This window comes from Agrobacterium sp. lyk4-40-TYG-31, assembly GCF_030209855.1.
GTDB lineage: Bacteria > Pseudomonadota > Alphaproteobacteria > Rhizobiales > Rhizobiaceae > Agrobacterium > Agrobacterium vaccinii.
Window position 1 is genome coordinate 827,101 of the sequence record NZ_JARVRE010000004.1, and the last position, 26,095, is coordinate 853,195.

At 58.1% G+C, this 26,095-nt stretch carries 28 protein-coding genes; 15 read left to right on the plus strand and 13 right to left on the minus strand.

The features are described 5' to 3' along the window. Positions 1-223: 223 nt before the first annotated feature. Positions 224-1,699 carry an NAD(P)H-hydrate dehydratase gene (locus QRN55_RS09180; RefSeq protein WP_284776476.1) on the plus strand — a complete coding sequence of 492 codons (1,476 nt, stop codon included), beginning with the start codon at positions 224-226 and terminating at the stop codon, positions 1,697-1,699. Between the two features lie 267 nt (positions 1,700-1,966). On the opposite strand, the gene QRN55_RS09185 is transcribed toward QRN55_RS09180, so the two are convergent. Then, positions 1,967-3,007 carry a GlxA family transcriptional regulator gene (locus QRN55_RS09185; protein ID WP_112498767.1) on the minus strand — a complete coding sequence of 347 codons (1,041 nt, stop codon included), beginning with the start codon at positions 3,005-3,007 and terminating at the stop codon, positions 1,967-1,969. Positions 3,008-3,399: 392 nt separating this feature from the next. Between QRN55_RS09185 and QRN55_RS09190 the strand changes: the two genes are divergently transcribed. Continuing rightward, positions 3,400-3,828: a response regulator gene (locus QRN55_RS09190; protein ID WP_111838058.1), complete on the plus strand. Its 429-nt coding sequence runs from the start codon at positions 3,400-3,402 to the stop codon at positions 3,826-3,828. A 197-nt stretch (positions 3,829-4,025) separates the two neighbouring features. On the opposite strand, the gene glgX is transcribed toward QRN55_RS09190, so the two are convergent. Both glgX and QRN55_RS09200 read right to left on the minus strand, forming a co-directional pair. Then, positions 4,026-6,101 carry a glycogen debranching protein GlgX gene (gene glgX / locus QRN55_RS09195; protein WP_284776477.1) on the minus strand — a complete coding sequence of 692 codons (2,076 nt, stop codon included), beginning with the start codon at positions 6,099-6,101 and terminating at the stop codon, positions 4,026-4,028. A gap of 125 nt (positions 6,102-6,226) precedes the next feature. Further along, a complete protein-coding gene (locus QRN55_RS09200) occupies positions 6,227-6,442 on the minus strand; it encodes a DUF1127 domain-containing protein (RefSeq protein ID WP_111838060.1) in 216 nt (71 codons plus the stop codon). Positions 6,443-6,682: 240 nt separating this feature from the next. Here QRN55_RS09200 and QRN55_RS09205 point away from each other — a divergent pair, with 240 nt between their 5' ends. The 3 genes from QRN55_RS09205 to QRN55_RS09215 all read left to right on the plus strand — a co-directional run bounded on the left by QRN55_RS09205 (position 6,683) and on the right by QRN55_RS09215 (position 8,755). Continuing rightward, positions 6,683-7,579, plus strand: a complete 897-nt coding sequence (locus tag QRN55_RS09205) for a LysR family transcriptional regulator (RefSeq protein ID WP_111838442.1) — start codon at positions 6,683-6,685, stop codon at positions 7,577-7,579. Positions 7,580-7,694: 115 nt separating this feature from the next. Then, positions 7,695-7,856: an entericidin domain-containing protein gene (locus QRN55_RS09210; RefSeq protein WP_284776478.1), complete on the plus strand. Its 162-nt coding sequence runs from the start codon at positions 7,695-7,697 to the stop codon at positions 7,854-7,856. Positions 7,857-8,002: 146 nt separating this feature from the next. Further along, positions 8,003-8,755 (plus strand): phosphodiester glycosidase family protein, encoded by a 753-nt coding sequence (locus QRN55_RS09215; protein WP_502871307.1) that lies wholly within the window; start codon positions 8,003-8,005, stop codon positions 8,753-8,755. A gap of 11 nt (positions 8,756-8,766) precedes the next feature. Here the strand turns inward: QRN55_RS09215 and QRN55_RS09220 are convergent, their stop codons facing one another. Beyond that, on the minus strand, positions 8,767-9,120 hold the full coding sequence (locus QRN55_RS09220) for a hypothetical protein (RefSeq protein ID WP_112498833.1): 354 nt from the start codon (positions 9,118-9,120) through the stop codon (positions 8,767-8,769). A gap of 663 nt (positions 9,121-9,783) precedes the next feature. Here QRN55_RS09220 and QRN55_RS09225 point away from each other — a divergent pair. Both QRN55_RS09225 and QRN55_RS09230 read left to right on the plus strand, forming a co-directional pair. Then, positions 9,784-11,187 (plus strand): L-serine ammonia-lyase, encoded by a 1,404-nt coding sequence (locus QRN55_RS09225; protein ID WP_284776480.1) that lies wholly within the window; start codon positions 9,784-9,786, stop codon positions 11,185-11,187. A gap of 54 nt (positions 11,188-11,241) precedes the next feature. After that, on the plus strand, positions 11,242-11,676 hold the full coding sequence (locus tag QRN55_RS09230) for a DUF1489 family protein (RefSeq protein ID WP_284776481.1): 435 nt from the start codon (positions 11,242-11,244) through the stop codon (positions 11,674-11,676). Positions 11,677-11,880: 204 nt separating this feature from the next. Here QRN55_RS09230 and QRN55_RS09235 read toward each other — a convergent pair whose 3' ends face one another. The 3 genes from QRN55_RS09235 to QRN55_RS09245 form a co-directional block, all read right to left on the minus strand. Then, positions 11,881-12,489 (minus strand): transglutaminase-like cysteine peptidase, encoded by a 609-nt coding sequence (locus QRN55_RS09235; RefSeq protein ID WP_111838065.1) that lies wholly within the window; start codon positions 12,487-12,489, stop codon positions 11,881-11,883. A 550-nt stretch (positions 12,490-13,039) separates the two neighbouring features. Continuing rightward, complete coding sequence (locus QRN55_RS09240; RefSeq protein WP_284776482.1) at positions 13,040-13,654, minus strand: PilZ domain-containing protein; 615 nt, start codon at positions 13,652-13,654, stop codon at positions 13,040-13,042. Positions 13,655-13,747: 93 nt separating this feature from the next. Next, positions 13,748-14,305, minus strand: a complete 558-nt coding sequence (locus QRN55_RS09245) for a PAS domain-containing protein (protein WP_284776483.1) — start codon at positions 14,303-14,305, stop codon at positions 13,748-13,750. Positions 14,306-14,535: 230 nt separating this feature from the next. Between QRN55_RS09245 and QRN55_RS09250 the strand changes: the two genes are divergently transcribed. Both QRN55_RS09250 and QRN55_RS09255 read left to right on the plus strand, forming a co-directional pair. Continuing rightward, positions 14,536-15,303: a rhomboid family intramembrane serine protease gene (locus QRN55_RS09250; RefSeq protein WP_284776484.1), complete on the plus strand. Its 768-nt coding sequence runs from the start codon at positions 14,536-14,538 to the stop codon at positions 15,301-15,303. A gap of 130 nt (positions 15,304-15,433) precedes the next feature. Next, entirely contained in the window at positions 15,434-15,868 is a 435-nt protein-coding gene (locus QRN55_RS09255) for a CBS domain-containing protein (protein WP_284776485.1), read from the plus strand. Positions 15,869-16,071: 203 nt separating this feature from the next. Here QRN55_RS09255 and QRN55_RS09260 read toward each other — a convergent pair whose 3' ends face one another. The 3 genes from QRN55_RS09260 to folE all read right to left on the minus strand — a co-directional run bounded on the left by QRN55_RS09260 (position 16,072) and on the right by folE (position 18,305). After that, on the minus strand, positions 16,072-17,022 hold the full coding sequence (locus tag QRN55_RS09260) for a patatin-like phospholipase family protein (RefSeq protein WP_112498776.1): 951 nt from the start codon (positions 17,020-17,022) through the stop codon (positions 16,072-16,074). 91 nt (positions 17,023-17,113) lie between these two features. Further along, the gene (gene hisI / locus QRN55_RS09265) at positions 17,114-17,590 is read right to left on the minus strand and encodes a phosphoribosyl-AMP cyclohydrolase (protein ID WP_112498777.1); all 477 of its coding nucleotides are present in this window, start codon (positions 17,588-17,590) and stop codon (positions 17,114-17,116) included. Positions 17,591-17,678: 88 nt separating this feature from the next. Continuing rightward, entirely contained in the window at positions 17,679-18,305 is a 627-nt protein-coding gene (gene folE / locus QRN55_RS09270; protein WP_111838072.1) for a GTP cyclohydrolase I FolE, read from the minus strand. 264 nt (positions 18,306-18,569) lie between these two features. Here folE and QRN55_RS09275 point away from each other — a divergent pair, with 264 nt between their 5' ends. The 3 genes from QRN55_RS09275 (at position 18,570) to thrS (ending at position 21,503) form a co-directional block, all read left to right on the plus strand. Then, entirely contained in the window at positions 18,570-19,010 is a 441-nt protein-coding gene (locus tag QRN55_RS09275; RefSeq protein WP_111838444.1) for an iron-sulfur cluster assembly scaffold protein, read from the plus strand. A gap of 3 nt (positions 19,011-19,013) precedes the next feature. Continuing rightward, positions 19,014-19,373: a membrane protein insertion efficiency factor YidD gene (gene yidD, locus QRN55_RS09280; protein WP_284776486.1), complete on the plus strand. Its 360-nt coding sequence runs from the start codon at positions 19,014-19,016 to the stop codon at positions 19,371-19,373. Positions 19,374-19,490: 117 nt separating this feature from the next. Beyond that, positions 19,491-21,503, plus strand: coding sequence for a threonine--tRNA ligase (gene thrS / locus QRN55_RS09285; RefSeq protein ID WP_284776487.1), 2,013 nt, complete (start codon positions 19,491-19,493; stop codon positions 21,501-21,503). Between the two features lie 33 nt (positions 21,504-21,536). On the opposite strand, the gene QRN55_RS09290 is transcribed toward thrS, so the two are convergent. Beyond that, complete coding sequence (locus tag QRN55_RS09290; RefSeq protein ID WP_284776488.1) at positions 21,537-21,899, minus strand: hypothetical protein; 363 nt, start codon at positions 21,897-21,899, stop codon at positions 21,537-21,539. Positions 21,900-21,931: 32 nt separating this feature from the next. Beyond that, the gene (locus tag QRN55_RS09295) at positions 21,932-22,912 is read right to left on the minus strand and encodes an RgsD C-terminal domain-containing protein (protein WP_284776489.1); all 981 of its coding nucleotides are present in this window, start codon (positions 22,910-22,912) and stop codon (positions 21,932-21,934) included. 109 nt (positions 22,913-23,021) lie between these two features. Here QRN55_RS09295 and QRN55_RS09300 point away from each other — a divergent pair, with 109 nt between their 5' ends. The 3 genes from QRN55_RS09300 (at position 23,022) to QRN55_RS09310 (ending at position 25,653) form a co-directional block, all read left to right on the plus strand. Further along, entirely contained in the window at positions 23,022-23,603 is a 582-nt protein-coding gene (locus QRN55_RS09300; protein ID WP_284776490.1) for a nitroreductase family protein, read from the plus strand. Further along, positions 23,603-24,211 (plus strand): flavin reductase family protein, encoded by a 609-nt coding sequence (locus QRN55_RS09305; RefSeq protein ID WP_284776491.1) that lies wholly within the window; start codon positions 23,603-23,605, stop codon positions 24,209-24,211. The genes QRN55_RS09300 and QRN55_RS09305 overlap by 1 nt, the downstream gene beginning before the upstream one ends. 251 nt (positions 24,212-24,462) lie before the next feature. Then, positions 24,463-25,653 carry a DUF2336 domain-containing protein gene (locus QRN55_RS09310; protein ID WP_284776492.1) on the plus strand — a complete coding sequence of 397 codons (1,191 nt, stop codon included), beginning with the start codon at positions 24,463-24,465 and terminating at the stop codon, positions 25,651-25,653. 3 nt (positions 25,654-25,656) lie between these two features. Here the strand turns inward: QRN55_RS09310 and QRN55_RS09315 are convergent, their stop codons facing one another. Next, complete coding sequence (locus QRN55_RS09315) at positions 25,657-26,064, minus strand: hypothetical protein (RefSeq protein WP_284776493.1); 408 nt, start codon at positions 26,062-26,064, stop codon at positions 25,657-25,659. Positions 26,065-26,095 lie beyond the last annotated feature (31 nt).

The following is a 26,095-nucleotide window of genomic DNA, read 5'->3' on the forward strand; positions in this document are numbered from 1 at the left end:
CAATTTTGACGCGTCCACTCTGTTTCTGTGGACAAATATACCGTTCCTATTGGCTGGAAACAGGATTTTTCCACGATTTTGCCCAATTTCAAAAGCGCAAAGGAAAAGTCATACGAAATCAACGTTTGCCCATAAGTTGTTCATTTGCCTATGGTTTGCGCAATCCATTTCGCCTATTTTTGCGCCGATTGCCTTTTCCTTCGTTTTGCGCTGGTATGACGCCATGACATTCTCCATCGCCCATGCTTTGCTTGATCCCGCCGCCATGTCCCGGGTCGATGCGGACGCCGAAAAAAGCGGCATGTCCATATCCTCATTGATGGAGCGAGCAGGGCAGGCCGTCTCCGCCAGCGCACTCAGACATTACCCGCAAGCCACGCGGTATGCCGTGCTGTGCGGCACCGGCAACAATGGCGGTGATGGCTTCGTGGCGGCACGGGCGTTGCGCGAAAGCGGTGCCGAAGTCGCCCTCTATCTCTTCGGCGATACCAAGAAGTTGCAAGGTGCCGCGCAGCAGGCATACGCATCGTGGAACGGCCCTGTGGAACCGCTGGAGCGCTACCAGCCGGAGCCCGGTGACGTGGTGATCGATGCCATTTTCGGTGCTGGCCTGTCTCGTGATGTTCCGGCAGGGGTCGCGGCGGTGATTGCTCGCGTGGAAGGCGCAGACATTCCCGTCATTGCCGTGGACCTTCCCTCGGGCTTGTGCGGGCGTCGGGGCGTCGCACTCGGCAGCGCCTTTCGCGCGCAACACACTGTCACCTTCATGGCGCGCAAGCCCGGTCATCTTCTCATGCCGGGTCGCTCGCTTTGCGGCGAAGTCGAGGTCTTCGATATCGGTATTCCCCAGCGCATTTTGAGCAAACACAGCGGTGCTGTCGTGGAGAACCACCCGGCGCTCTGGAGCGCGGCCTTTTCCCAGCCGGATGACGATACGCACAAGTTCAAGCGCGGACATCTCACGGTATTTTCCGGCCCGGCGCATGCCACGGGTGCTGCGCGCATGGCAGCGATGGCGGGTTTCCGGGCGGGTGCTGGCATCGTCACCGTCGCCGCGCCTTTAGATGCCGTGCCCGTGCTTTCCACGACGCTTACCGCCGTCATGGTGTCGCCCATCGACGGCGATGATGCGCTGGCGGCGTGGCTGGATGACAACCGCCACGAAACCTATGTTCTCGGTCCCGGCTTCGGCGATTTCGAAAAGGCGCGCCGTTTCGTCGCGCTGTTGAAGGACAAGGCGCTGGTGCTAGATGCCGATGGTATCAGCGCGTTCAAGGACGATCCGCAGCAGCTTTTCGATCTGTTTGCCTCTAGCACCCCGCGCATTCTGACGCCACATGAAGGGGAGTTCGGTCGTCTGTTTCCAGACCTCGTCGCGGACAAGAACCTGAGCAAAATCGAGAGAGCGTTGACTGCTGCGGCGCGCGCCAATGCCGTCATCATCTACAAAGGCGCAGACACGGTCATTGCCGCCCCGGATGGCCGTGCCGCCGTCAACACCAATGCGCCGCCGTATCTCGCGACGGCGGGTTCCGGTGACGTGCTGGCCGGTATTGCTGGCGGCTTTCTGGCTCAGCAGGTTCCGGCCTTCGAGGCCGCAGCCGCTGCCGTCTGGCTGCATGGAGAAACGGCGCAACGCCTTGGCCCCGGCCTCACCGCCGAAGATTTGGGCGCAGCGGTTCGACCATTCGGGGCTTAGAGCATTTCCTTGCTAAATGGAATCGTTCTGCCGGAGCAGATTTTCGTCAGGGCTAAGGCGATTGGCGAAGGGCATACCCATAGGTACGGTCGAGCCGATCGCCTTAACCCTGGCGGAAATATGCCCGGCCCTTCGGGTTGGTTGAAACGGGCCGTCTGCTTGCCCGGACGGCTTGGCCGTATGCTATGGCTATGGCACGCGCCGTCCGGACAAGCAGTCGATCCCGTTTGAACCAACAGAACCGTTTCCATTTAACAAGGAAACGCTCTAATGCGCGGCTTTGCCCTGACTGGCCGCCGCTGCCATGCGCGATGCGCTCATCACCAGCTTGCGCTCGGCGCGCTCCTGTTGCGGCGTGCGATTGTAGATTTCGCGATAACACTTCGAGAAATGGGAGGCCGAAACGAAGCCGCAGGCAACCGCCACCTCCACCACCGGCATAGCCGATTGCACAAGAAGATGGCGCGCCCGGTCCAGCCGTATTTCCAGATAGTAGCGGGCGGGGGAACGCCCCATTTCCTGGCGGAACAGCCGCTCCACCTGCCTGCGTGAAAGGTCGGCGTCATCGGCGATATCCAGCAGTGAGAGCGGTTCGGACAGATTGCTTTCCATCAACTCGATGATCGAGAGAACCTTGTCGTTCTGCACGCCCAGACGCGCACGCAGGGGCAGACGCTGGCGGTCATGCGGGCTGCGCACCCGGTCGGTCAATTGCTGCTCGCAGACGCGGTTGACGAGGTTTTCGCCGAAATCCTGCCCGATCAGGTTCAGCATCATGTCCAGCGACGCTGTGCCGCCCGCGCAAGTGTAGATGTTGCCATCCACCTCGTAGAGGTCTGCGTAAACCTCGACCTGCGGAAAGGCTTCGGAAAAACCGGGCAGGTTTTCCCAGTGGATCGCACAGCGCTTGCCATTCAGCAGTCCTGCCTGGGCCAGCACATGTGCGCCCGTACAGAGGCTACCGACGGCGATGCCGCGATTGTTGGCTTCCCGCAGCCACGCGTTGACGGATTTGTTGCTGTATTGCTCGATGTCGATGCCCGAACAGATCAGCACCATGTCGGGGCGGTTTTCGCCGCTGACGGATTTGCGCTCTTCCGCTAGCGAGGTCTTGGCCTCCAGCGCGATCCCAGCCGATGATTCGACCTTCTGTCCGTCGGCGGAGGCCAAGCGCCACTCATAGGCTGCATAGCCCAGCATACGGTTGGCGATACGCAGTGTTTCCACAGCCGCCGTAAAGGGAAGCATGGTGAATTGCGGGACCATGAAAAAGACCACGGAGCGCTTTTTGGAAGGAGTTTTGCTCATCAAGACCATGCTCCATTGCGGAAACGCAATTCCTTGCTTGGAAACGGTCCGCTGTATATCGTAAATGCGACGCTCTCGGCGCAAGATACGACACGGCAGATTTGGTGTCAAAAAAACTAAGGGTGATCGGTCCTTGATGTTCGTCAAACCACCAGCCGAAGATGGTAAGGTTAGCGACATCTTAATTCAGTATTTTGCATTTTATTAATATTGTTTTCAATTTTCGGGCGCAGCCTTTCATCACTATCGCGACGTTGCGCGTTCTATCGACGTGAGGGAACGGCGGACTGACGAGAGACACACTGAACCGCCGCTTCGTCTTTTGTTTCAGCCACGGACATTTTGAGCGGCGCCGCCGTTCCCGTCCGGTGCTTTTGAGCGGAGTATTGCGTATGTCTGAAACTGGCTTGACCGTACTGATCGTCGAAGACGAACCGATCATTCGTTTTACGCTTGCCGATGCGCTGGAGGAGGCGGGCTACACGGTGCTGGAAGCATCCAACGTGCTGGAAGCCGTCGCCACCATCGGCAAAGTCGCCAATATCTCAGCCGTCATCACCGACATCGACATGCCCGGCGGTCTGTCTGGTCTGGACCTGGTCCGCATGATCGAGACCTGCCAGGAGCACATGTCCGTCATCGTCACATCGGGCGGGCATTCGCCCGATACGCTTGACCTGCCGAACGATGTCCGCTTCTTCAGCAAGCCGTACCACCTCGATGACATCTTCTTCGCGTTGCGCGCATCGATCGCGGGCAAGGTCAAGAGCCGCAGGAAGCGCAGCATGCGGCTACCGGGCATCCAGCTCAGCCATCCGTAAAATACAAAACGCCGGGTTTTCACCCGGCGTTTTTATTTGAATAGTTGCATTCTAACTCCCGCCGTCATCCCGCACTTGATGCGGGATCCAGTCGTCGCGCGTCTGCGCGGCGGAGAAAGTTTTTTCAGCCCAAGGACTTGGGCTGACTGGATACCGGCTCAGGGCCGGTATGACGGAAGTTTAGCGGTCTCGCGCTGCTAGGCAGCCCGCAACAGCACCAGAGTACGACCTTCAACCGTGTAGTTATCGCCATTGGCGATCTTGTCACCTCCGGTTTCCGGGTCTGCGGTCGTCAGTTCGGTCATCCAGCCATGTTCGGCATCAGGCAGCTTGAACTCCACCGCGCCATCATGCGGGTTGAAGAGGATCAGAACGTCGTTCCACTCTTCCGCATCGTCACCGCCATCACGGGACATGCGCAGGCCTAGCGATGTGGAGCCCGGATCGTTCCACTGTGCTTCCGTCTGCTCGCCACCCCCCGGATTCAGCCATGTCGTATGGGTGCCGTCACGCCAGCTGTCCCGGCGTAGAATCGAGTGGTTCTGGCGGAGCTCGATCAACCGCGCGGTGAACTTCCGCAGAGTTTCGGCGCTGTCCGGCAGGTTTTCCCAGTGCACCCAGCTCAGATCGCTGTCCTGGCAATAGCCATTGTTGTTGCCCATCTGGCTGCGACCGAACTCGTCACCGGCCAGCAGCATCGGCGTTCCGTGGGACAGGAACAGGGTGGCGATGAAGTTGCGCTTCTGGCGATCGCGCACGGCGATGATATCATCATCATCGGTCGGACCTTCCGCGCCGTAGTTGAAGCTGCGGTTATGGTCGTGGCCGTCCTTGTTGTCTTCGCCGTTCGCCTCGTTGTGCTTCTCATTGTAGGAAACGAGGTCGTTCAGCGTGAAGCCGTCATGGGCGGTGATGAAGTTGACGCTGGACCATGGCCTGCGGCCACGCAGATCGTAAACGTCGCCAGAACCCATGATACGCGCGGCAAAGTCGCCCGCCGTGCCATCTTCGTCCTTCCAGTATTCACGCACCGTATCGCGATATTTGTCGTTCCATTCTGCCCAACCGGGTGGGAAGCCGCCGACCTGATAGCCGCCTGGACCGATATCCCAGGGTTCACCGACCAGTTTCAGCTTGGATAGCACCGGGTCCTGACCAACAGCATCGAAGAAGCCGCCGCGCTGATCGAAGCCTTCCGGCTCGCGACCGAGGATGGTGCCGAGGTCGAAGCGGAAGCCGTCGATGTGCATGTCTTCGGCCCAGTAACGCAGCGAATCCGTTACCAGCTGCAAGACTCGCGGGTGGGAGGTGTTGACGGTGTTACCGGTGCCGGTGTCGTTGATGTAGTAACGCGGCTGGTCCGGCATCGTACGGTAATAGGAGAAGTTGTCGATACCCTTGAAGGACAGGGTCGGCCCAAGCTCGTTGCCTTCAGCCGTGTGGTTGTAGACCACATCCAGAATGACCTCGATGCCGCCATCGTGGAATGCCCTGACCATATCGCGGAAGCCAGCCATGCCGCGTGGGCCATAGTAGCGCGATGCGGGTGAGAAAAAGCCAAGGGAGTTGTAGCCCCAGAAATTCTTCAGCCCTTTTTCCAGCAGATGCGAATCATCCGGGAATGAGTGGATTGGCAGCAGCTCGACGGAAGTAACGCCAAGGCTCTTGATGTAATCGACGATCTGCTTGTCGCCGAGACCCTCATAGGTTCCGCGCAGATTTTCTGGCACGCCGGGGTGCAGTTGCGTGAAGCCCTTGACGTGGGTCTCATAGAAAATCGTCTTCGACCATGGAATATTCGAGCGCTTGTCGTTGCCCCAGTCGTGGTCGTTGGGGTCGATCACCCGGCACTTCGGCATTTTGGCAGCGCTGTCGCTGTCATTGAAGGACATGTCCTTGTCTTCGGCATCGAGGATATAGCCGAACTGTTCGGAGCCCCACGCGATGTCGCCCACCAGTTCACGGGCGTAAGGGTCGATCAGAAGCTTGTTGGGGTTGAAGCGGTGGCCGTTTTCCGGGTCGTAGGGGCCGTGTACGCGGTAGCCATAGAGCGCGCCGGGCTTGAGGCCGGGAATGAAACCGTGCCAGATTTCGTTGGTGAATTCCGGCAACGTGATGCGCTCGATTTCGTTTTGACCGCTCTCATCGAAGAGGCAAAGTTCCACGCGTTCGGCATGGGCGCTGAAGATCGCGAAGTTGACGCCATCACCGTCGAAATTGGCGCCGAGACGGGTGAAGTCGCCGGGCAAAATGCTGGAACCGAACTGGGCCATAAATATCCTCTTAGCTGATTGGGGCAGGGGAAAATGTGGTCGTCGCCCATTTGTTCCGCAGTGCAAAAAAATGGCTCGTCAGAAACAGGTTCTGCGAGCCATTCAACGTTCGATATTGTCTGCGTTTATTTCTGCGCAATTCGCATGCGCTTGTTGTCGCTTGATGGCCATCCGATATCCTTCAACGTTTCTGCGGGCAGGGCTTCGAGAGCGCGCAAAGACTGCCTGCGACGCCAGGATGCGTGAAGATCACGGCCTAGGTCCACAAGGTGGGATAACCAGTATAGCGAATGCAGCCGGACCCTCGATGGCCCCCTGCTGTGGGTGGTGATCATGGTCATGTCCAATCTCCTTTCATGTTTCATGGGCGGTTGACGACGAAGATATGCGCTCAAGCGTGTCATCAAACAATCGAATGATTTTGATATCATCAATCGAAAATCGTTATGTTTCGAAATGCTCGAAAACCTATGCTTGACTGGGTGTTTCGAGCGGCATGATGAGGAGAGTGCGGCAATGTTGACATTCAATCAAACGAAATGATATCGATGTATCAATGAGAAAAATTGAAGGCTATCGCCATGACAGTATCCTTCCGCCAACCCTTGCCGCTGCTGGACAATGATATCTTGAGAACCTTCGTGGCTATTGCCGAGACCGGCAATTTCTCCACGGCGGCTGAGGTGGTCTTCCGCACGCCGTCTGCGGTGTCGATGCAGATCAAGAAACTGGAAGAGCAGTTGAAGACGACACTGTTCCTGCGCGATGCGCGCTCGGTAACGCTGACGGCCCATGGCGAGACGTTGCTGACCTATGCCCGGCGCATGATCGCTCTTTCCAACGAGGCCGTGTCGCGCTTTGTCATGCCGGAACTGTCGGGCGTCGTGCGTCTGGGGGCGCCCGAGGATATTGGCGAGCGTCGCCTGTTGGCCGGAATTCTCAAGCGTTTCGCCGATGCGTTTCCGGCCATCATGGTCGATGTCACCATCGATTCCAGTTCCCAGCTCTACAAGCGGATGGATGAGCAGCGGCTTGATATCGCGCTCGTCAACTGCGCCTCCCTGCCGCTGCGCAACACCGGCGAGGTGCTGATGCGCGAGCGGCTGGTCTGGACCGGTGCCAAATGCGGCACGGCGCATCTGCGCGATCCGCTGCCGATTTCGATCTGGGAAGACGGCTGCATCTGGCGCTCGGAGGCCATCACCTCGCTGGAAAAGCAGGGCCGCCGCTTCCGCGTGGCCTATCTCAGCGGCCACACCATGGCGCAAAAGGCGGCCATCGAGGCTGACTTGGCAATTGCGCCTATGCCGCGCTCCTATGTGCAAAACGACATGGTCATCCTCAGCGAAAAAGACGGACTGCCGGAACTCGGCTGCTTTGATATCCGCCTCATCGTTGCAGACAAGCCGACACGTCCGGTGCAGGCCGTTGCGGACAGCATTCGCAACGCGTTTCGCGATGTTGCGCAGGCCGTTTGAAATTTATCGGATTATTTTTTCAACCGCGTGGAACCGGCCCCGTTATCCGGCGTTATCTGCCCGCTATTGACATCACGTTTGTGCGATCTGCGCAAACACAAGGGGAGTTTCACGCATGTCTACACGTTTCTTCGCATCCATTGCTGCGGTTCTTATCGCTCTCGTTTCCCTTAGCTCTTGCGGTAACACGATCCGCGGCGTTGGCAAGGACGTAGCAGGCACTGTGGATGGCACGCAGGCTGCCGGACGCAGCGTTGATCGCGCCGCGCGCAGATAATTCTGTCCCACTGAATATCCAAGAAAAGGCTGGCGCTCTTCGCCAGCCTTTTTTGTTATCACCGAAACGTTGGCGCCATGCCATACTCTCGTCTCTCTGGCTCTGCTAAGCGTGCACACGACGAAGCGCACGACTGACGAGGGATGATGAGAAAGCTTGCACGATATCTGCTGCCGTTTCTGTTTTCGACAACGGCGAGTGCGGCTGATCTGCCGGATTTCTGTCAGTCCATCGACCACACGGGTGGCCGCTACACCGTCTGCAGCTTCGATCCCGCCAAAAGCAATATCCGGCTCTACCAGTGGGACCACGTCGCGGGAAAACCCTATGGGTCCTTCGAGGCGCTTTCCTCGGCCCTTTGGCGCCAGCACAGCTTCGTCACCTTTGCCATGAATGGCGGCATGTATCACCGGGATTTGTCGCCCGTCGGCCTTCACATCGAAAATGGCGTCGAGACGAAGCCGATCAGCACAGGCGGTGGCTGGGGCAATTTTCACATGCAGCCCAACGGCGTGTTCTTCATGGATGGCAAGACGGCGGGTGTGCTGGAAACCAGCGCCTATCTCAATGCCAATCTGAAGCCCGAATTCGCCACCCAGTCAGGCCCCATGCTCGTCATCGATGGCAAGCTGCATCCGCGCTTTCTGCCCGAGAGCGACAGTCTCAACACCCGCAATGGTGTGGGCGTATCTGAGGATGGCATGGTGCATTTCGCGATCTCGGAAAATGCCGTCCGCTTCTACGATTTCGCTACGCTGTTTCGCGACCGGCTGCATACGCCCAATGCGCTGTATCTGGATGGCAGCATTTCCAGCGTCGATATCCCAGCCGCGAAACGTCGCGACTGGTGGCACCCCATGGGTCCCATCATTGCTGTGGTGGACAGGGTGCCCGACTGAAGCCCTCAGTCTTACAGCGGTGCCTTCGGATAGGCTTTTTCCAGACCGCCTGATTTCGTCAGCCCGCTGCGAAATGCCGTAAAGGCTGCATGCTGGCTGCTCTTCGATACTTCGTGAAGACGAATCTGCATGCGGGCAGGGGCGTTTGCACCAAACCATTCGCCAGATTTTTCCAGCTTCAGCGAGTTGAGAAACCGTGCTTCTGCCTGCTGGTCCAGAAACAGACGCAGGCCTTCCAGCAGATTTTCATCCTGGGCCGCGTTTTCGAGCAGCAGTTTCAACCAGCTTTCGTCCTCGGGGCTGAACGAGGCGATTTTCGCTGCGACGGTGTCGCGATCCGGGAAGGAGGAAGGTGTGGCTTGCATGTGTGTCACCGCTTTCTCGAGAGGTTCGATCATTCTTTGAATGCCCGATAAGCCAGATGCGAGACGCGTTCAATATGGCTGGCAGGTCGTTGGGGCAAAAGGCTTGCGCCGCGCGGGTTTATACACAGCTGGCGGCATCATGGTGAACGAAATATGACCCCGTTTACACTTTGGTCTAAATTGAGACAGGCTCTCGGCATGCCTTGCTTCGTATTGAACAGGTAAGCCATTGTAATTTCTTGTACCTATGCAGTGAGTGAATGGCAGATGGGCAAATACGCCTTGCTTTAGCCGTTTTTTGCATTTGCGTTTGTCACAAGTTTTTAATAAATGGTTCACCCACTGGCTGACGCATGAGCGGCCTGAGAGTAACACGCTGGAGTAATCATGGACGAAACCGCACAGAAATCCTGCTGGGCCGTAACATTTCGCGCACTTGCAGGTTTTGCCGCTTTTCTCGCTTTGACCTACGTTTTTGGTAGCCCGTAATAATCTCTCATAGATATTTCAGTTTCTGCAGCACGGTTTCCTCGGAAATCGTGCTGTTTTCGTTTGAACCGGATGATGTCGCAGGCGGCACAGGCCATGGCCATTTTTGATATGGCGCATTCGCACGGTTCGGATAGACTGGCCATATAAGTCTATACATAGGGCAGGATACACATGTTTCTCTCGGTCTTCGACGTCTTCAAGATCGGCATCGGGCCTTCCAGTTCGCACACCATGGGGCCCATGTCGGCTGCGAACCGCTTTCTGGAGACAATCCTCTCGGATGAATGGCCACGACCAGCAGGTGCCACCGTCGCAGCCATCAAGGTCAGCCTGCACGGATCTCTCGCTTTTACCGGCATCGGCCATGGCTCTGGCCGTGCCGTCGTGCTGGGCCTGACGGGAGAACGCCCTGACCTCGTCGATCCCGATGCGATGGACGCGCTTATCGCGCAGGTCGAGACGACCGGACGCGTTTCACCCGCCGGACACCCACCTTACGCGTTTCGTCCCGCCGAAGACCTGATCTTCGACAAGAAAAATCCGCTGCCGGGACACGCCAACGGAATGTCCTTTTCCGCCTATGACAATCAGGGCCGGATGCTCTTGAAGCGCATCTACTACTCCGTCGGCGGCGGCTTCGTGGTGACCGATACCGAGCTGGAGGCGATGCGCCAGCGCGGAAAGACGGTCGATAATGGCCCGAAGGTTCCCTATCCCTTCGCCTCGGCCAAGCAGATGCTGGAGATGGCCGAGCGGTCCGGGCGCACTATCTCGCAGATGAAGCGCGCCAACGAAGAAACCGTCATGACCCGTCAGGATCTGGATGACCGGCTGGACCAGATCTGGGAGGCCATGAATGGCTGTATCGAACGCGGCCTGAAAGGCGAGGGCATCATGCCCGGTGGCCTGAAGGTCAAGCGTCGCGCCCGCTCCATTCACGACAAGCTGAACGCCGAGTGGCGCAGCAACCGCCTGAACCCGCTGCTCGCCAATGACTGGCTGAGCGTCTACGCTATGGCCGTCAACGAGGAGAATGCGTCGGGCGGTCGCGTGGTGACAGCGCCGACAAATGGCGCCGCCGGTGTCGTGCCCGCCACGGTCCGATACTTCCGCCACTTCCATGAAGATGCAACGGTGGATGACATCAGGGACTTTCTGCTGACGGCTGCCGCCATCGGTGGCATCATCAAGCACAATGCCTCGATTTCCGGCGCCGAAGTCGGCTGTCAAGGCGAGGTCGGCTCTGCCGCCGCCATGGCCGCTGCCGGTCTTGCCGCCGTGATGGGTGGCTCGCCTGCACAGATCGAGAATGCGGCGGAAATCGCACTCGAACATCACCTCGGCATGACCTGCGATCCTATCGCCGGACTGGTGCAGGTGCCCTGCATCGAGCGCAACGCACTGGGCGCGGTTAAGGCCGTAACCGCCGCGTCACTCGCGCTGAAGGGCGACGGCGAGCATTTCGTGCCGCTGGATGCCTGTATCGAGACGATGCGTCAGACCGGCAACGACATGAGCGAGAAGTACAAGGAAACCTCCACCGGTGGCCTTGCCGTGAATGTCGTGGAGTGCTGAACAGCGCAACCTATCAATGCTTGACGCAAGGCCCAAAACGGCCTTGATAGGGCCATGGCTCTTCATCTCATCAAGCTTTGTGTCGGCGCAGATTCCATCGATGATCTGCGCGATTGGGTTTCCCACCGTGCGCTCACCGCAATTGCGGCGGGGCTGGAACCGCACAGCGTTCACACCACGCGCATGTTTCCTAAGAGAACAGAGGAGTTGCTGGATGGCGGCTCGCTCTACTGGGTCATCAAGGGCCAGGTACAGGCGCGCCAGTCGATCCTCGATATCCGTTCCTTCAAGGGCGAAGACGGCATTTCTCGCTGCGATCTGGTTCTGGCACCGGAGGTGGTCGAGACCTCACCCGCGCCCAAGCGACCGTTTCAGGGCTGGCGGTATCTGACTGCCGACGACGCCCCACGTGACCTTGGCGGTGCTGGTCTGCCAGAAGACATGCCCTCGGAATTGAAGCGCGAACTCGCCGAACTCGGCCTTCTCTAGAGCATTTCCGCTTTTCTTCGAAACGCGAAAACGCTCTATCTGTTTGTTTTAACGCATTATCCGGGCGCAAAACCGCTTCGCACTTTTGCTGAAATGCTCTAATAACTGCGACACAAAAAAGAGCCGGTTCCGGGGCAAGGAACCGGCTCTTTGGCGCGGCCGTCAGAAAAGCGGGGAGACGGGCCGGCCAATAAGCATTGGATGTTAGTTGATACCTGCGACGGCGTTGACGGCGCGGCCATCCTGAACCTTGACCCATCGGCCCGGATTGGCGCTGTCCTGGCGCTTCAGGTAGGTATATTCGGTCTCGGACCAGTCCATGACCTTGTTGCGCAGGTTATCCAGAACGAAGTCGCCACGATCGGTACGCACGGTCAAAACCGCATGGCCGGAACCGTTTGGCTGAAGAACGACCGTGATCAGCAGGTCGGAGGCGGAGATGCCCTTGTTCATCAGCATCTTGCGCTTGAGAAGAACGTAGTCCTCACAGTCGCCAACAGTCGTTGGATAAGCCCAGCGCTCTTCAACGCCGTAGATTTCCATGTCTGTCATCGGCGTGATCGTGGTGTTAACCGTGTAGTTCACGTCCAGGATCATCTTCCAGTTTTCTTCCGTCAACCGCAGCGGGCCACGGTCGCCGGATGTTGGCTGGCATTCGCTCTGGTAGGTCTGGCAGAACTCGTAGTGACCAATCGGTGGATTGGCTTTGCCCATGATGCGCATTGCGGCGGCTGGCGATGCTTCTGCCTGTGTTGCAAAGGCACCTGCGATCATCGCTGCAATCATAAATCCGAAACGGCTGATTTTTTTCATTTCTTGTCTCCCCGTTGTGAGGAGAAGAATGCCACCGATATTTTGACTGCCCGCAAATAACGGCGCTCAAATTCGACGTTAAATTTAGGAAAAACTGCGCTTTATTTGATGTTGTTTTTAGCTGTATTTGAGCAAAATTTGATTCAAATTTTATCGTTTCGATTATGACATCTATCGGAATTTCTCCTTAAGCCACTGTAAAATATGATCTCTTAACCGCTTTTGGTTAATGTGGCAGGGTACCATTCGACCTTGTGTGTGCTCTTAAACTATTCTTTGACTATACTTTCCCCAATGCATTTGCATTCTGAACGCCAGATGAACAATTATCGGGTGTAAAAATCTATCAATGGTTGCGTTGCGAGGCGCATTTTCAGCCAATTTTTTCGGATATTTTTCTGAAATTTCTTCGTTTTCCCGCAATGGCACAGTTTTTTCTGCATTTCGGGTTCAAAAAATTGCCCATCAAGGCTCGCCGTCGGCAATTTCGGGCACAAAAAAACCGGCTGACGCGAGGCGTAGCCGGTTGTTTAGAGCGCGGGTCGGTGGATCAGAGAAATTCTATCAGCGCATCGCGCGACTGGACCGCGTCGAACTCGATAGCGACGCCTTCCATGAAGTGGCGCACGATCCGGCCAGCCATGTTGCCCAGCCGCACATTGCTGCCCATCGCAGGGCGAATGTCGATTTCGACCGCAGCACCTGATAGCGAAAGGTCGATGATGCGGCATGGCGCGATATTGCCGTCGCTCAGCATCAGGTCGGCGCGCGGGTTGCGCGGTGTCAGACGGTCATGGCGGCGGTCTTCCGGCAGGCCGAGGGCATGGCGCTTGGCAATCCAGGCCAGTTGTGCGGCCAGCTTCTCACGCTTGCGCTCCGTGCCCATTATGGCGATGGTGAAGCCATCCGCCGTCAGTGCCTTGACGATGCCTTCGACGCGTCCGATGTGCTGGAGATAGGCAATGATACGGTCGCCATTGCGCGGTCGCACGAAGCAGGTGATGCGCGCCGTCTCTGCCGTCATCTCGTGGGCGGTGCAATCATACTCGTCCTGCGACGGCACCATCAACCGGCCAGTCAGTGCCACAGGCAAAACCTCGGAAGCAGGCGACGATTCCACTGAGCGGGCGGCAAATGCGACGGTGGTTGAGCGAGATGAGAACATGGGCAGCACAGTAAAGAGGAATGATCCCCCTTCTTTACAGATGTCGAGTTAACAGACCGTTCTGTAACTAACGCCGATTATAATTGTAGGTTCTCATAACGAAACAGAACGATCCAAGGAGAAGCCGAAGTCTGTTCGCTGCGCCATCAACTGCACCGATGTTTCCTCCAGCAGGCGGCTGCGCGTCAAGGCGAGCGGCTTGAAGGGCTGGCCGAAATCCACCAGCGGCGGGTCGGAAATCAGGGCACCCAGCAGGCGCGGCGGAAAGTGCGGCTCCGCCTCCAGCGGCAGCAGCAACATTTCGAAAGCCTGCGCGACATGGCCGCTGACGCTTTCGGACCAGATGTCGAAAACCACGGGCCGCTCGTGCTGCAATACGCCATTGGCAATGCGGCAGGCGTCTTCGGCGGCATCCGGTTGCCATATCAACGAAAACGGCGTGTCGCGCAGTTCGCGGCTGAACAGATTGTAGAGTCGTGTTCCGGTCAGGCGGAATACGGGCGCGTCATCGCCCGCATCGGTAAGCACGAAGAGGTCGGGCAGCACGTGGCGGATATGCGACGGGTCTATCTCGCTGCGCAAAGGTGACGCGCGCTCACCGCGCAACGCATCCCAATAGGCGTAAATCTCCAGACTTGCATTTGTCTTCATGACACGGTCTCCGGGCCGCGGGGCCTGTGTCGTTTCGGTACACAAGCCGTCTTGATGTGCGGTGCTGAAGATGTCCAAGCGATTTCCATGCCACGCGTCTGGTCAACAAAAGGCATGACGGCATTTTTAGTTGCAGGTGCGCGCCCTTGTCGGTGCTTCTTTTTCTCGCAGCGTTACTATATTGCTCCCAATGGCTTTTGCGGAACGCGAGACGAGGAGAAGACGGGCTGATGACGCATAATGACGGTGAACGGCCCGAAGTGGATGAGGTAGAGCAGGCGCAGGCCCCGCAGAAAACCCCTGTTTTCAACCTGCCGGGCGCGCTCGTCGCCGTCATTGCGCTGATGGTCGTCATCCACGTGATCTCGTCCTATGTTCTCTCCGATGATGGTTATGGCTGGTTCCTGTTCACCTTCGGCTTCATTCCCCTGCGCTATGCCACGACATTGTCGCAGCAGGGTCTGGAGTGGTTGTGGACGCCCATCACTTATTCGCTTCTGCATGGCGGCATCGAACATATCCTTTTCAACAGCCTCTGGCTGATGGCCTTCGGTGCGCCGGTGCTGCGCCGAATCGGTACGTTGCGTTTCATTTTGCTCTGGTGCATTTCCTCAGCCGTCGCCGCCTTCGGCCACGCATTCCTGCATTGGGGTGATCCAACGGTGCTGATCGGCGCATCCGGTGTCGTCTCGGCGCTGATGGGCGCGGCGTGCCGCTTCGTGTTTCCCGCGCGCGGCGGACGCTACCACCCATCCCTTGGCCATCTCCTGCCGCGCCAGGGCATCCTCCAGTCCCTGTCTAACCGCACCGTGCTTATCTTCACGCTGATGTGGCTGTTCGGCAATGTGCTGATTGCTGTCGGCATTCCCCTGTTTGGCGATGCTGGCGGCGAAGTGGCGTGGGATGCGCACATCTTCGGCTTCCTGCTGGGCTTCCTGTTCTTCGCATTGTTCGATCGCAAACCTGTGGACCGGCAGTTTGCAGATACAATCGATTGAGGTTTGCCAAGCCGCTGAAATCTATTGATTTCGATGGTCCGCTGGCGCACCATTGGCATCCAGCCTGACCGTGCGTTTGTGGAGGATACGCGGCGCGCGGTGTCTAGGACCGTCGGACAAGGAGGACAATATGCCTGTATTTGTGAAAGAGCTTCTCGATCTCAAGGGCCGCGATGTGGTGACTGTCGATCCCGGCATGTCGCTGGGCGATGCCGCCGTGACCCTGCACGAACACCGCATCGGTGCCGTCGTTGTGGTCGATGAGAAGGGTGCCATTCTCGGCATTTTCACGGAACGCGACATGGTCAAGGCCATCGCCAGCCACGGCGCAGGCGCATTGCAGGTAACAGTGGCAGATGTCATGACAAAGAACGTGACACGCTGTCACGAGGGCTCTACTACCGACGATCTCATGGAACTCATGACCGGCGGCCGCTTCCGCCATCTGCCCGTGGAAACCAACGGTCGCCTCGTCGGCATCATCTCCATCGGCGACGTGGTGAAGGCCCGCATCAGCGAGGTCGAAGCCGAAGCGGAGCACATCAAGGCTTATATTGCGGGGTAGGGTGGAGATTTGGGACGTCCCTGACCGCTCTTCCGAATTAAAGCTCTAAGTTCTCCGTCATCCCGCACTTGATGCGGGATCCAGCGCGATCAAGTCCTTGATCGCAAAAGACTCTTTCGCACCGCAGACGCGGCGCTGCTGGATTCCGACTCAACGCCGGAATGACGGAAAGAGGAGGGCGTTCATTATGCCTTTCGACACAATCACCCCTGAAACACCTGCTGCATCCGTTTCAGTTCCGGTATTCTCGACCGTGTTTCCTCATAGCCCCGCTCGATCGATTCGGCGGCGCGGTGGAATTCCGACAGGCCTATGTGGTTGATGCGCGGATGCAGCGCCAGGTCCGGTGGGTCACCGGCAAGGCGCGAGCGGGAAATTCTGTCCTGAATGATGTTGAATGCCTGCACCATCACGCCGGGCAGGCCCACGCGTGCTGTTTCGGATGGTGCTTTGGGCAAGGGTTCGCCGCTGGCTTGCCCTGCACCGTGCTTGACCACGGCGGAGCGTCCAAAAATGTCGTAGTTAAGGTTCACCGCCACCACCAGCGTCTGTTCATAGGCGCGGCAGACGGAGACAGGCACCGGGTTGACCAGCGCGCCGTCGATCAACGTTCTGCCGTTGCAGCGCACCGGTTCGAAAATGCCGGGAAGGGCGTAGGATGAGCGCAGCGCCGTGATCAGGTCGCCCTGGTGCACCCACACCTCGTGCCCGGTTTTAAGCTCCGTTGCCACGGCGATGAAGGGGTGTTCGAGGTCTTCGATGTTGAGGCCGACGAGGTGTTCCTGCATGCGCTTGGTCAGCCGCATGCCGCCAAACAGGCCGCCACCGCCAATCGTCAGGTCCAGAAGACCGGCAATGCGGCGCATGGTGAGCGATCGCGCGAATTCTTCGAGTTCGTCCAGCTTGCCTGCCAGATAGCAGCCGCCCACCAGCGCGCCGATGGAGGTGCCCGCGATCATGCCGATCTGCACGCCCGCCTCATCCAGCGCCCGCAGAACTCCGATATGGGCCCAGCCCCGTGCGGCGCCGCCGCCCAGTGCCAGCGCAATGCGGTTATCGGGAATTTTGGGTAGGGGCGCAGAGTTTTGCTGTTCGACCTTTTCCAAGGCCGCCATCGCTGCCGGATTTTCCCGGTTCAATCCCCAACCCAACATCCATTTCACTCCCAAGCAGATGCACTCAATCTATAGTTTACTGTGCCAACTCCTATAATAATCGTAACAAGAGCGCAGGGAATGGAAATAATCAGTTTTTCGGACCAGTCTGTCCAGATGCGGTGCCGTAGGTTTCCGCCGGGTCGAAGTGGCGCTTATCGTCGGTAATTGTGGTGATTGCCTGACCGTTTTCCAATGTCACAGTCCTGTAAAAGCAGGAGCGGCGACCCGTGTGGCAGGTTGCATCGTGGCCTGCGACCGAAACCTTGAGCCAGATGGCGTCCTGATCGCAATCGGTGCGCAGTTCCCGCACGGTCTGGAGGTTGCCGGAGGTCTCGCCCTTTTTCCAGATTTTGTCGCGTGAGCGGCTGTAATAATGCGCAATGCCTGTTTCCAGCGTCAGCGATAGCGCCTGCGCATTCATATGCGCCACCATCAGCAACTCGCCGTCCTTGATATCCGTCACGACGGCGGTGACGAGGCCGTGGGCATCGAATTTCGGTGTGAAGGCACCCGACGACTCAAGCTCTTCCTTGTCCGCAGGCGCGGGCGGAAATATCGAAGACATGGAAACCTCTGATGACAAGCGGCAAAGAATTGCCTTGGCAGAAATCAAAAAGGGCGGCCAGCGCCGCCCTGTCAGATCGATCTTAATCTTAGCGATTGTAGACCATCGTCATGAATCGGGCCTGCTGGGCCGGTTCGGACTTGAATGTGCCGGTAAAGCTGGTCGTCAACGTGGTGGAGCCCTGCTTCTGTACGCCGCGCATGGACATGCACATATGCTCGGCATCGATCATCACGGCCACGCCGCGTGGCTTCAGCGTCGTCTCGATGGCCTGCGAGATTTGCGCCGTCATCGTTTCCTGCGTCTGCAAGCGGCGACCGTAGATTTCGACCACGCGGGCAATCTTGGACAATCCCAAAACCCGTCCTGCGGGCAGATAGGCGACATGCGCCTTGCCGACGATCGGCACCATGTGGTGTTCGCAATGCGAGTAGAACGGAATGTCGCGCACGAGAATGATGTCGTCGTAACCGCCGACTTCCTCGAAGGTGGTGCCCAGAACGTCGCTGGCATTCAGATCATAACCGCCGAAGAGCTCACGGTAGGACTTGGCCACGCGCTTGGGCGTATCGAGCAGGCCTTCGCGTTCGGGATTGTCGCCCGCCCAGCGAAGCAGAACGCGCACGGCGTCTTCGGCTTCCGCCTGTGTGGGGCGCGTATCGACCGCGTCGTTCTTTGTGCCTGCACCGGGGAAATTCTTCACGATAGCATCCATCTTTTTGGTCTCCCGGCACGGTTGAAAATCCGCACCTGAATATTAGGTTACGGCATGAGTACAAAGTTGCCGCGCCTGCTATCTGGTTGGTTTCAGGCAATTTGGCAAGTCTGTGGTCACGAAAACGGTGACGGAAGGATTAAATTCACGGCACCTTGATGACGACGATGTGTCGTAACATATAATGGTGACGCCCGTGCAGAAAAGCCTTGCCACTGATGACACAGTGTTTGAAAAATCAATCCTGCGCGAATGGACCAGCCAATGGACGATATTTACAACAACCGCATTCTCGAATTCGCCGGCAATATTCCGCTGACCGGTCCCATGCCGGATGCGGATGCCAGCGCGCAGAAACATTCCAAGCTCTGCGGCTCCAAGGTCAAGGTTTACGTCAAGCTTGCCGATGGTGTGGTCACGGATTTTTCCCATGAGGTGCGCGCCTGCGCGCTGGGGCAAGCCTCGTCCTCCATCATGGCCAACAACGTTGTCGGCGCAACCAGCGGCGAGGTGCGTCAAGCACGCGCCGACATGCTGGCCATGCTGACGGCAGGCGGCGAGGGGCCTGAAGGGCGCTTTGTGGATATGCGCATCCTGAAACCCGTCAAGGATTACAAAGCCCGTCACGCCTCCACCATGCTCACCTTTGATGCCATCTGCGACTGTCTTGACCAGATCGAGGCCGAGCAGCGCCTTCCGGCTTAAGCTGTGTGCAACGATCCGAACTGCCAGCACCCCGATAAGACGCCGAAAACCCGTAACTGGTCCGGCCCCTTTGCCAGAACGCCGGGACGTCTTCTCGGCATGGGCCTCATCCGCTTCTACCAACTCGCCTTTTCCGGCTTCGTCGGCAATTCCTGCCGCCACATTCCCACCTGTTCCGAATATGGATATGAGGCTTTTGCTCGCCATGGCTTCTGGGCGGGCGGCTGGTTGACGCTTTTTCGCGTCGCCCGCTGCGGACCCGGTGGCACCAGCGGGTTTGATCCGGTGGCTGAAAAGCTGGACGCACGGCAGAAGTGGTATCTGCCATGGCGGTACTTTCGTTCTCATTCCGGCCAGCAATGAGCCTTTACCCATCCGGCGAACACGTTTAAATACCCGCCTCGGTTAATCACGATCGACCGACCGATTTTACATGAAAACCACCCGCATTCGTTGGCGGGACTGGACAGGAGAATTATAATGTCAGACGCCGTTTCTCTAACATTTCCCGATGGCTCCGTTCGCCAGTATGCCCCCGGCACGACTGGACGCGATGTTGCCGAATCCATTTCCAAGTCGCTTGCAAAGAAAGCCGTCGCGATTGCGCTGGATGGCACTGTGCGCGACCTCTCAGACACCATCGTCGATGGCAAGATCGAGATCGTCACCCGTGATGACAAGCGTGCGCTTGAGCTGATCCGCCACGATGCAGCCCACGTTATGGCCGAAGCCGTGCAGGAACTATGGCCCGGCACGCAGGTCACCATCGGCCCCGTCATCGAAAATGGCTTCTACTACGACTTCGCCAAAAACGAGCCCTTCACGCCGGAAGATCTGCCGAAGATCGAAAAGAAGATGAAGGAAATCATCGGTCGCTCCAAGCCATTCACGCGCGAAATCTGGTCGCGTGAAAAGGCCAAGGAAGTGTTCGCCGCCAAGGGTGAGAGCTACAAGGTCGAACTCGTGGATGCCATTCCCGAGGGGCAGGACCTCAAGATCTACTATCAGGGCGACTGGTTCGACCTTTGCCGTGGCCCGCATATGGCCAACACTGGACAGATCGGCACGGCTTTCAAGCTGATGAAGGTTGCCGGTGCATACTGGCGTGGCGATAGCAACAACCCGATGCTGACGCGCATCTACGGCACGGCATGGGCCACGCAGGAAGAGCTGGACCAGTATCTCCACATTCTGGCCGAAGCCGAAAAGCGCGATCACCGGAAGCTCGGTCGCGAAATGGACCTGTTCCATTTTCAGGAAGAGGGTCCGGGCGTCGTGTTCTGGCACGGCAAGGGCTGGCGCATGTTCCAGACTTTGACCGCCTATATGCGCCGCAACCTCGAAGGCACCTATCAGGAAGTCAACGCGCCGCAGGTGCTGGATGCGTCCCTTTGGGAAACCTCGGGTCACTGGGGCTGGTATCAGGAAAACATGTTCGCCGTAAAATCGGCCTACGCCTTCACCCACCCGAAGGATGAGGAAGCGGATAACCGCGTCTTCGCGCTGAAGCCGATGAACTGCCCAGGCCATGTTCAAATCTTTAAGCATGGGTTGAAGTCTTACCGCGAACTGCCTGTTCGCCTTGCAGAATTCGGAAATGTCCACCGTTACGAGGCGTCCGGCGCGCTGCACGGCCTGATGCGCGTACGCGGCTTCACGCAGGACGACGCCCACGTTTTCTGCACGGAAGAGCAGATGGCCGCGGAATGCCTGCGCATCAACGATCTCATCCTGTCGGTCTACAAAGACTTCGGTTTTGAAGAAATCGTCGTCAAGCTGTCCACGCGCCCTGAAAAGCGGGTCGGCTCCGACGAAGTCTGGGACCGTGCCGAAAGCGTCATGACCGACGTTCTCAAATCCATCGAAGAGCAATCCGAAGGCCGCATCAAGACCGACATTCTGCCGGGCGAGGGCGCGTTCTACGGTCCGAAGTTCGAATACACGCTGAAAGACGCCATCGGTCGCGAATGGCAGTGCGGCACCACGCAGGTGGACTTCAACCTGCCGGAACGCTTCGGTGCCTTCTACATCGATCAAGCCTCGGAAAAGCGCCAGCCGGTGATGATCCACCGCGCCATCTGCGGTTCGATGGAACGCTTCCTCGGCATTCTCATCGAGAACTTCGCCGGTCACATGCCGCTCTGGTTCGCGCCGCAGCAGGTCGTCGTCGCCACCATCACATCGGATGCCGATGACTACGGTCGCGAGGTGGCAGAAGCCCTGCGCGATGCAGGTCTGTCGGTAGAAACCGATTTCCGCAACGAGAAGATCAACTACAAGGTCCGTGAACACTCGGTCACCAAGGTCCCGGTCATCATCGTCTGCGGTAAGAAGGAAGCCGAAGAACGCACCGTCAACATCCGCCGCCTGGGCTCGCAGGCCCAGACCTCCTATACTCTGGAAGAGGCGATTACCAACCTCGTGGATGAGGCGACACCACCGGATGTGAAGCGCAAGCGTGCGGCGAAGGCTGCGAAGGCGAAAGCTGCTTAACAACTTGTTTGACGGCGCCCTAGGGCGCCGTTTTCACGTTAAGTAGCCGATTTCTCTGATTTTTTGCCGAGCCGCTGCAAAAGGCTCATATTTGACAAGGAATTTTTCAAACCATTCTGCCGCTCGCAAATCACCATTTTCGGAGTGCTCTAACGGCGGGTCGAATTTCGGTGATAAAATTATGGGTATTCCATCCGCCAGTGAATTCAGTTCAACTTGCGAGGCATCTTTTTCCATTAAGAATTTGGCGGTGTCCCGCGCTTCAATTAGGTCAGGGATATTCTTACGGAAAAATGCCGTTTGCTCCAGAGTGGGAAGCAAGTCATCGATTGTCCGAATGAGGTTTTGGAGCTGGTTTAGTTTTTCAGACGCAGTGTAATAAATTTCTGCAGCCATCACGTCGCTTCGCCAATTGCTTTGGAATTTCGCTACTCAAAATCACCCATCGTATCGTCGGGGGCTTGGTCCTTCATCAGCACTTCGACGTCCGAATCCTGGCCTGATGCGATCTTGAAGTTGCGTTGGTAGACCTTGTCCTTGTTGCGGGCTATGGCGGTGTATTCTCCGTCGGCTAGCACCATGGTGGAGAAGGCGCTGACGCTCTCGTTGACGAGGTCGCCGGAGCCGGTCAACACCGACCAGGCGGTATCGGCAATCGCTTCGCCGCCGTGCTCGGAGACGAGTTTCAGCGTGACCTGTGCGGCGTGGTGCTGAAGCGTTGCTTCCGTCAGCTTGCCTGCTTCGACCTGAATGTCGGCGCGCACGACGGCGTTGATGCCGCCATATTCGGAGACGACATGGTAGGTGCCTGCGTTGAGACGGATCACGGTGTTTGGTTTGACATCCGACATCACCAGACGGCGCTCGCCATCTTCCTGCGTGTCGGAGGAGTAGACCGAAAATTTCAGCTGGCCCGGCGAGATACGCTTGTCGGTTCCTGCCACTGCGTTCAGCACGAAGCCACCCGCATCGAGGATCAGCACCTGCTTGTCGATCTTGCCGCTGGCGGGCACGTTCAGCTTCTTTGTCACGCCCGCGCGGCCAAAGGAGACGTTGACGAAGTAATCGCCCGGCGACAGGTGGAACTCGGCAGAGCCGCCATCGGAGCTTGCCAGCATCGGCAACTTGCCGTCAGGGCCGGGGATGGGGCTGAACACGCGCCATGCCAGTCCTTCCATCATCGGCTCGCCTTCATTGGTCAGCTTGGCTTCCATGACGATATCGCGGGAGCTGGTTTTTTCGACATCCGGTGCCGCAGGCGCTGTAAAGGCGTTCAGCTTCGGCATTTTCTGCGTGCCGCCAAGCTGTTTGAAGTCCTTGAATGCATCCTGCGAAAAGGCAACACCCATTGGCAGCGCGGTCGAAACAAGCGCCACGCACAGGCCAGTCGCAATTTTGATGGACGTCATTTCTCTCAACCGCATTGACTTCTTGTTCTTCGAGGACCACTTCAAACGCCACCCGGTGGCTATTTCAAGGCCCTTGATTTCATATGTACGACAATGGAACGCTTCTGTCATGAAAGACAATATCTCCCTCATCGATTATTTGAATGTCCGCCGTTCGACCCCCGCATTGCAATTGACCGAGCCGGGTCCTGACACGGCACAGATCGAGGAAATTCTGCGCCTGACAGTGCGCGTGCCCGACCATGGAAAGCTGGCACCTTGGCGTTTCATCGTTTATCGCGGCGAAGAGCGCCAGCGGCTGGGCGAAGCCGTACTGAAGCGGGCGCTTGAAAAAACACCTGATATCGGTGCCGATTATCAGGAAGTCGAACGCACGCGCTTTACCCGCGCGCCCGTCGTTGTCGCCGTTGTCAGCACAGCCGCGCCGCATGTCAAAATCCCGGAATGGGAACAGGTCATGTCCGCAGGCGCGGTCTGCCTCAATATGCTGTTTGCAGCCAATGCCAACGGTTTCGCTGCCAACTGGCTGACGGAATGGGTGTCTTATGACGAAGCCCTTTTCCCGGCGCTGGGCGTGAATGCTGACGAGAAGATCGCTGGCTTCATCTATATCGGCTCCACCACATTCCCGGCAGTCGAGCGTCCGCGCCCTGAATTGGCCGATGTCGTGACATGGGTGGGTGAGGCCTGATGTTTTACGCGACCGATACCAACCGCCATGGCCTGCCGCATGATCCGTTCAAGGCCATCGTCGCGCCGCGCCCCATCGGCTGGATCGGCTCGAAGGGCAGGGATGGCACGCTCAATCTCGCGCCCTATTCCTTTTTCAACGCCGTGTCGGACACACCGAAACTGGTGATGTTCGCCTCCAGCGGCCATAAGGATAGCGTGCGTAATGTCGAGAAAACCGGTGTCTTCACCGCAAACCTCGTCAGCAGGCATCTGGTGGAACAGATGAACGCATCGTCCGCCCCTGTCGAGTACGACGTGAACGAATTCGACATCGCCGGTCTCACCGCCAAGGCTGGCGAGCTGGTGGATGCGCCCTATGTGGCAGAGGCCTATGCCGCACTGGAATGCCGGGTCACGCAAATCATTCGCCCTGTGGATGTCGATGGCGTCGAAACGCAGACCTGGATCGTATTCGGCCAGGTCGTGGGCATCCATCTCGATGAGAGCGTCATCGAAAACGGGCGCATCGATATGGCCCGAGCCCGCCCCATCGCCCGCATGGGTTACCGCGATTATTGCGATGGCGGGACGGATGTGTTCCAGCTCACACGCCCCGGCCAACGCTGAGGGTCTTAGACCTGTAGCCTAGCTTTAGGGCGCCGCCATCACACACCCACTTCCGTCATCCTAGGGCTTGTCCTTAGGATCTACCGACGTAGCATCCCCAGAAGCGTGTTTAGATCCTAGGGGCAAGCCCTGGGATGACGGAAGGAAGAATTGCTTCGAACCTCAATCCAACCACCACCCAGTTAATGAATATGGTGAACCAAACGTAAACCTTTTGCCCCTAGGTTCGAAACAGAGGCAGAGCCCGATTCATGGAGCGTCGATTCTGCCAGATACAGTTGGTATGTCTGGTGTTGGGGCGCAGGGTGATCGTACAAGCATTTCTTCGGTGGTCTGAAAAGGCGCGGTCTGGCGATAGGTCCAAGGCGGCGACGGCACTTGCGCAGGCGTATGTGCAATCCACCCTGCCGCAGGACCGGCAAGACAGCGCCTATGAGGCGATGACCTTTCTGCTGGACGATCCATCGCCGAAGGTGCGGTTGGCGCTGGCCGAAACTCTGGCCTATTCGCCCGTTGCCCCACGTCCTATCATTTTTGCACTGGCCGAAGACCAGCCGGATATCGCCTGCGTCGTCATCATCCATTCGCCCGTGCTGCGGGAGACGGATCTGGTCGATCTCGTTGGCAACGGCACGGCCATGACCCGCTCCATGGTTGCCGCCCGCCCGTTTCTGGAGCCTGGCGCCTGTGCGGCCTTGGCCGAAATCGGCGACCTCATGGAGCTGTCGATCCTGCTGGAAAACAGCAGCGCGCGCATCACGCCGTTTACGCTGCGGCGCGTTGCCGAGCGCTATGCGCAGGATGCTGAAATCCGCGACCTCCTGCTGCACCGTGACGATCTTCCCGCTGATGTGCGCTACGCCATTGTCGGCCATATCGGGGCCGCGCTGGCCGCCTCGAACCTTGTCTGTTACGCCATGCAGCCCGCACGCCTGTCCGGCGTCATCCGCGATGCGTCGGAAGCTGCAACCGTGCTGATTGCGGGCGATGTGACGGGCGAGGCCATGCCGCTTCTGGTCGAGCATCTTCGCGCAAGGGGCGACCTGACGCCCGCCTTCCTGATGAACCTGCTCTGCTCCGGCAAGCTGGCATTCTTCGCCGAAGCCATCTCCAACCTGTCTGGCCTTGAAGAGCGGCAGGTGCGCTCCATTCTGGCCACGGGCCGCCACCACGCCATGAAGGCACTGTTCCAGTCCACCGGGCTGTTCGGTGCCGTGCTGGATATCTTCATGGAGGCAACGCTGCTCTGGCGCCAGGTGGCTGAGACCCCTTACGCCAACCCGGTTGCTGAGCTGTCCTCCGGCCTTCTGGCGAAATTTTCCGACACCAGCGCGGACGCAACCATGCGCGAGCTGGTGCATATGGTCGAGAAACTTCAGATGGCCCAGCAGCGCAGCCGCGCCCGTTCGCTGAATTCCACTCTGGTCGCCGAGGCCGCCTGACGTTTATTTCGACAGTCGACGGGCGATCCAGGAATAGCTGTCTTCCACCATGCGCACCGGCTTGCCCAGCACTTCCTTCACGCCCTCTGTCGAAGGCAGAATGCGGCGTACGCGGGTGATGGCTTTCTGTGTCAGCGTCTGTTCTTCCTGCGGCGCCAGCGCCGGTGGCGCAGCCGAATCGGGTGTCTGCGGATCGGCCTTGGCGATATCCGTCTTCGGCTCTTCCGGCGTTTGGCACACGGCAACGATAACCGGATAATTCGCATTCACGAACTGGCCGAGCTTGTTTTCCGATTCGGCATCGCACAGTTCGATACTCGTCCAGCGCTGCTGCAGCGTGGCGATGTGCTGGCAATCGGTCGCGGTGTCATCGCAGCCCAGAATGGTCATCAAAACAAGCGCTGTTCTCATTGTCGCTCTGTTGCCTCTCGCAGAAGAATTG

Excerpts from the sequence above, each read along its gene's own strand:
- QRN55_RS09180 (WP_284776476.1), top strand. The coding sequence starts at position 224 with ATGACATTCTCCATCGCCCATGCTTTGCTTGATCCCGCCGCCATGTCC.
- QRN55_RS09185 (WP_112498767.1), bottom strand. The coding sequence starts at position 3,007 with ATGAGCAAAACTCCTTCCAAAAAGCGCTCCGTGGTCTTTTTCATGGTC.
- QRN55_RS09190 (WP_111838058.1), top strand. The coding sequence starts at position 3,400 with ATGTCTGAAACTGGCTTGACCGTACTGATCGTCGAAGACGAACCGATC.
- glgX (WP_284776477.1), bottom strand. The coding sequence starts at position 6,101 with ATGGCCCAGTTCGGTTCCAGCATTTTGCCCGGCGACTTCACCCGTCTC.
- QRN55_RS09200 (WP_111838060.1), bottom strand. The coding sequence starts at position 6,442 with ATGACCATGATCACCACCCACAGCAGGGGGCCATCGAGGGTCCGGCTG.
- QRN55_RS09205 (WP_111838442.1), top strand. The coding sequence starts at position 6,683 with ATGACAGTATCCTTCCGCCAACCCTTGCCGCTGCTGGACAATGATATC.
- QRN55_RS09210 (WP_284776478.1), top strand. The coding sequence starts at position 7,695 with ATGTCTACACGTTTCTTCGCATCCATTGCTGCGGTTCTTATCGCTCTC.
- QRN55_RS09215 (WP_502871307.1), top strand. The coding sequence starts at position 8,003 with ATGAGAAAGCTTGCACGATATCTGCTGCCGTTTCTGTTTTCGACAACG.
- QRN55_RS09220 (WP_112498833.1), bottom strand. The coding sequence starts at position 9,120 with ATGCAAGCCACACCTTCCTCCTTCCCGGATCGCGACACCGTCGCAGCG.
- QRN55_RS09225 (WP_284776480.1), top strand. The coding sequence starts at position 9,784 with ATGTTTCTCTCGGTCTTCGACGTCTTCAAGATCGGCATCGGGCCTTCC.
- QRN55_RS09230 (WP_284776481.1), top strand. The coding sequence starts at position 11,242 with ATGGCTCTTCATCTCATCAAGCTTTGTGTCGGCGCAGATTCCATCGAT.
- QRN55_RS09235 (WP_111838065.1), bottom strand. The coding sequence starts at position 12,489 with ATGAAAAAAATCAGCCGTTTCGGATTTATGATTGCAGCGATGATCGCA.
- QRN55_RS09240 (WP_284776482.1), bottom strand. The coding sequence starts at position 13,654 with ATGTTCTCATCTCGCTCAACCACCGTCGCATTTGCCGCCCGCTCAGTG.
- QRN55_RS09245 (WP_284776483.1), bottom strand. The coding sequence starts at position 14,305 with ATGAAGACAAATGCAAGTCTGGAGATTTACGCCTATTGGGATGCGTTG.
- QRN55_RS09250 (WP_284776484.1), top strand. The coding sequence starts at position 14,536 with ATGACGCATAATGACGGTGAACGGCCCGAAGTGGATGAGGTAGAGCAG.
- QRN55_RS09255 (WP_284776485.1), top strand. The coding sequence starts at position 15,434 with ATGCCTGTATTTGTGAAAGAGCTTCTCGATCTCAAGGGCCGCGATGTG.
- QRN55_RS09260 (WP_112498776.1), bottom strand. The coding sequence starts at position 17,022 with ATGTTGGGTTGGGGATTGAACCGGGAAAATCCGGCAGCGATGGCGGCC.
- hisI (WP_112498777.1), bottom strand. The coding sequence starts at position 17,590 with ATGTCTTCGATATTTCCGCCCGCGCCTGCGGACAAGGAAGAGCTTGAG.
- folE (WP_111838072.1), bottom strand. The coding sequence starts at position 18,305 with ATGGATGCTATCGTGAAGAATTTCCCCGGTGCAGGCACAAAGAACGAC.
- QRN55_RS09275 (WP_111838444.1), top strand. The coding sequence starts at position 18,570 with ATGGACGATATTTACAACAACCGCATTCTCGAATTCGCCGGCAATATT.
- thrS (WP_284776487.1), top strand. The coding sequence starts at position 19,491 with ATGTCAGACGCCGTTTCTCTAACATTTCCCGATGGCTCCGTTCGCCAG.
- QRN55_RS09290 (WP_284776488.1), bottom strand. The coding sequence starts at position 21,899 with ATGGCTGCAGAAATTTATTACACTGCGTCTGAAAAACTAAACCAGCTC.
- QRN55_RS09295 (WP_284776489.1), bottom strand. The coding sequence starts at position 22,912 with ATGACGTCCATCAAAATTGCGACTGGCCTGTGCGTGGCGCTTGTTTCG.
- QRN55_RS09300 (WP_284776490.1), top strand. The coding sequence starts at position 23,022 with ATGAAAGACAATATCTCCCTCATCGATTATTTGAATGTCCGCCGTTCG.
- QRN55_RS09305 (WP_284776491.1), top strand. The coding sequence starts at position 23,603 with ATGTTTTACGCGACCGATACCAACCGCCATGGCCTGCCGCATGATCCG.
- QRN55_RS09310 (WP_284776492.1), top strand. The coding sequence starts at position 24,463 with ATGGAGCGTCGATTCTGCCAGATACAGTTGGTATGTCTGGTGTTGGGG.
- QRN55_RS09315 (WP_284776493.1), bottom strand. The coding sequence starts at position 26,064 with ATGAGAACAGCGCTTGTTTTGATGACCATTCTGGGCTGCGATGACACC.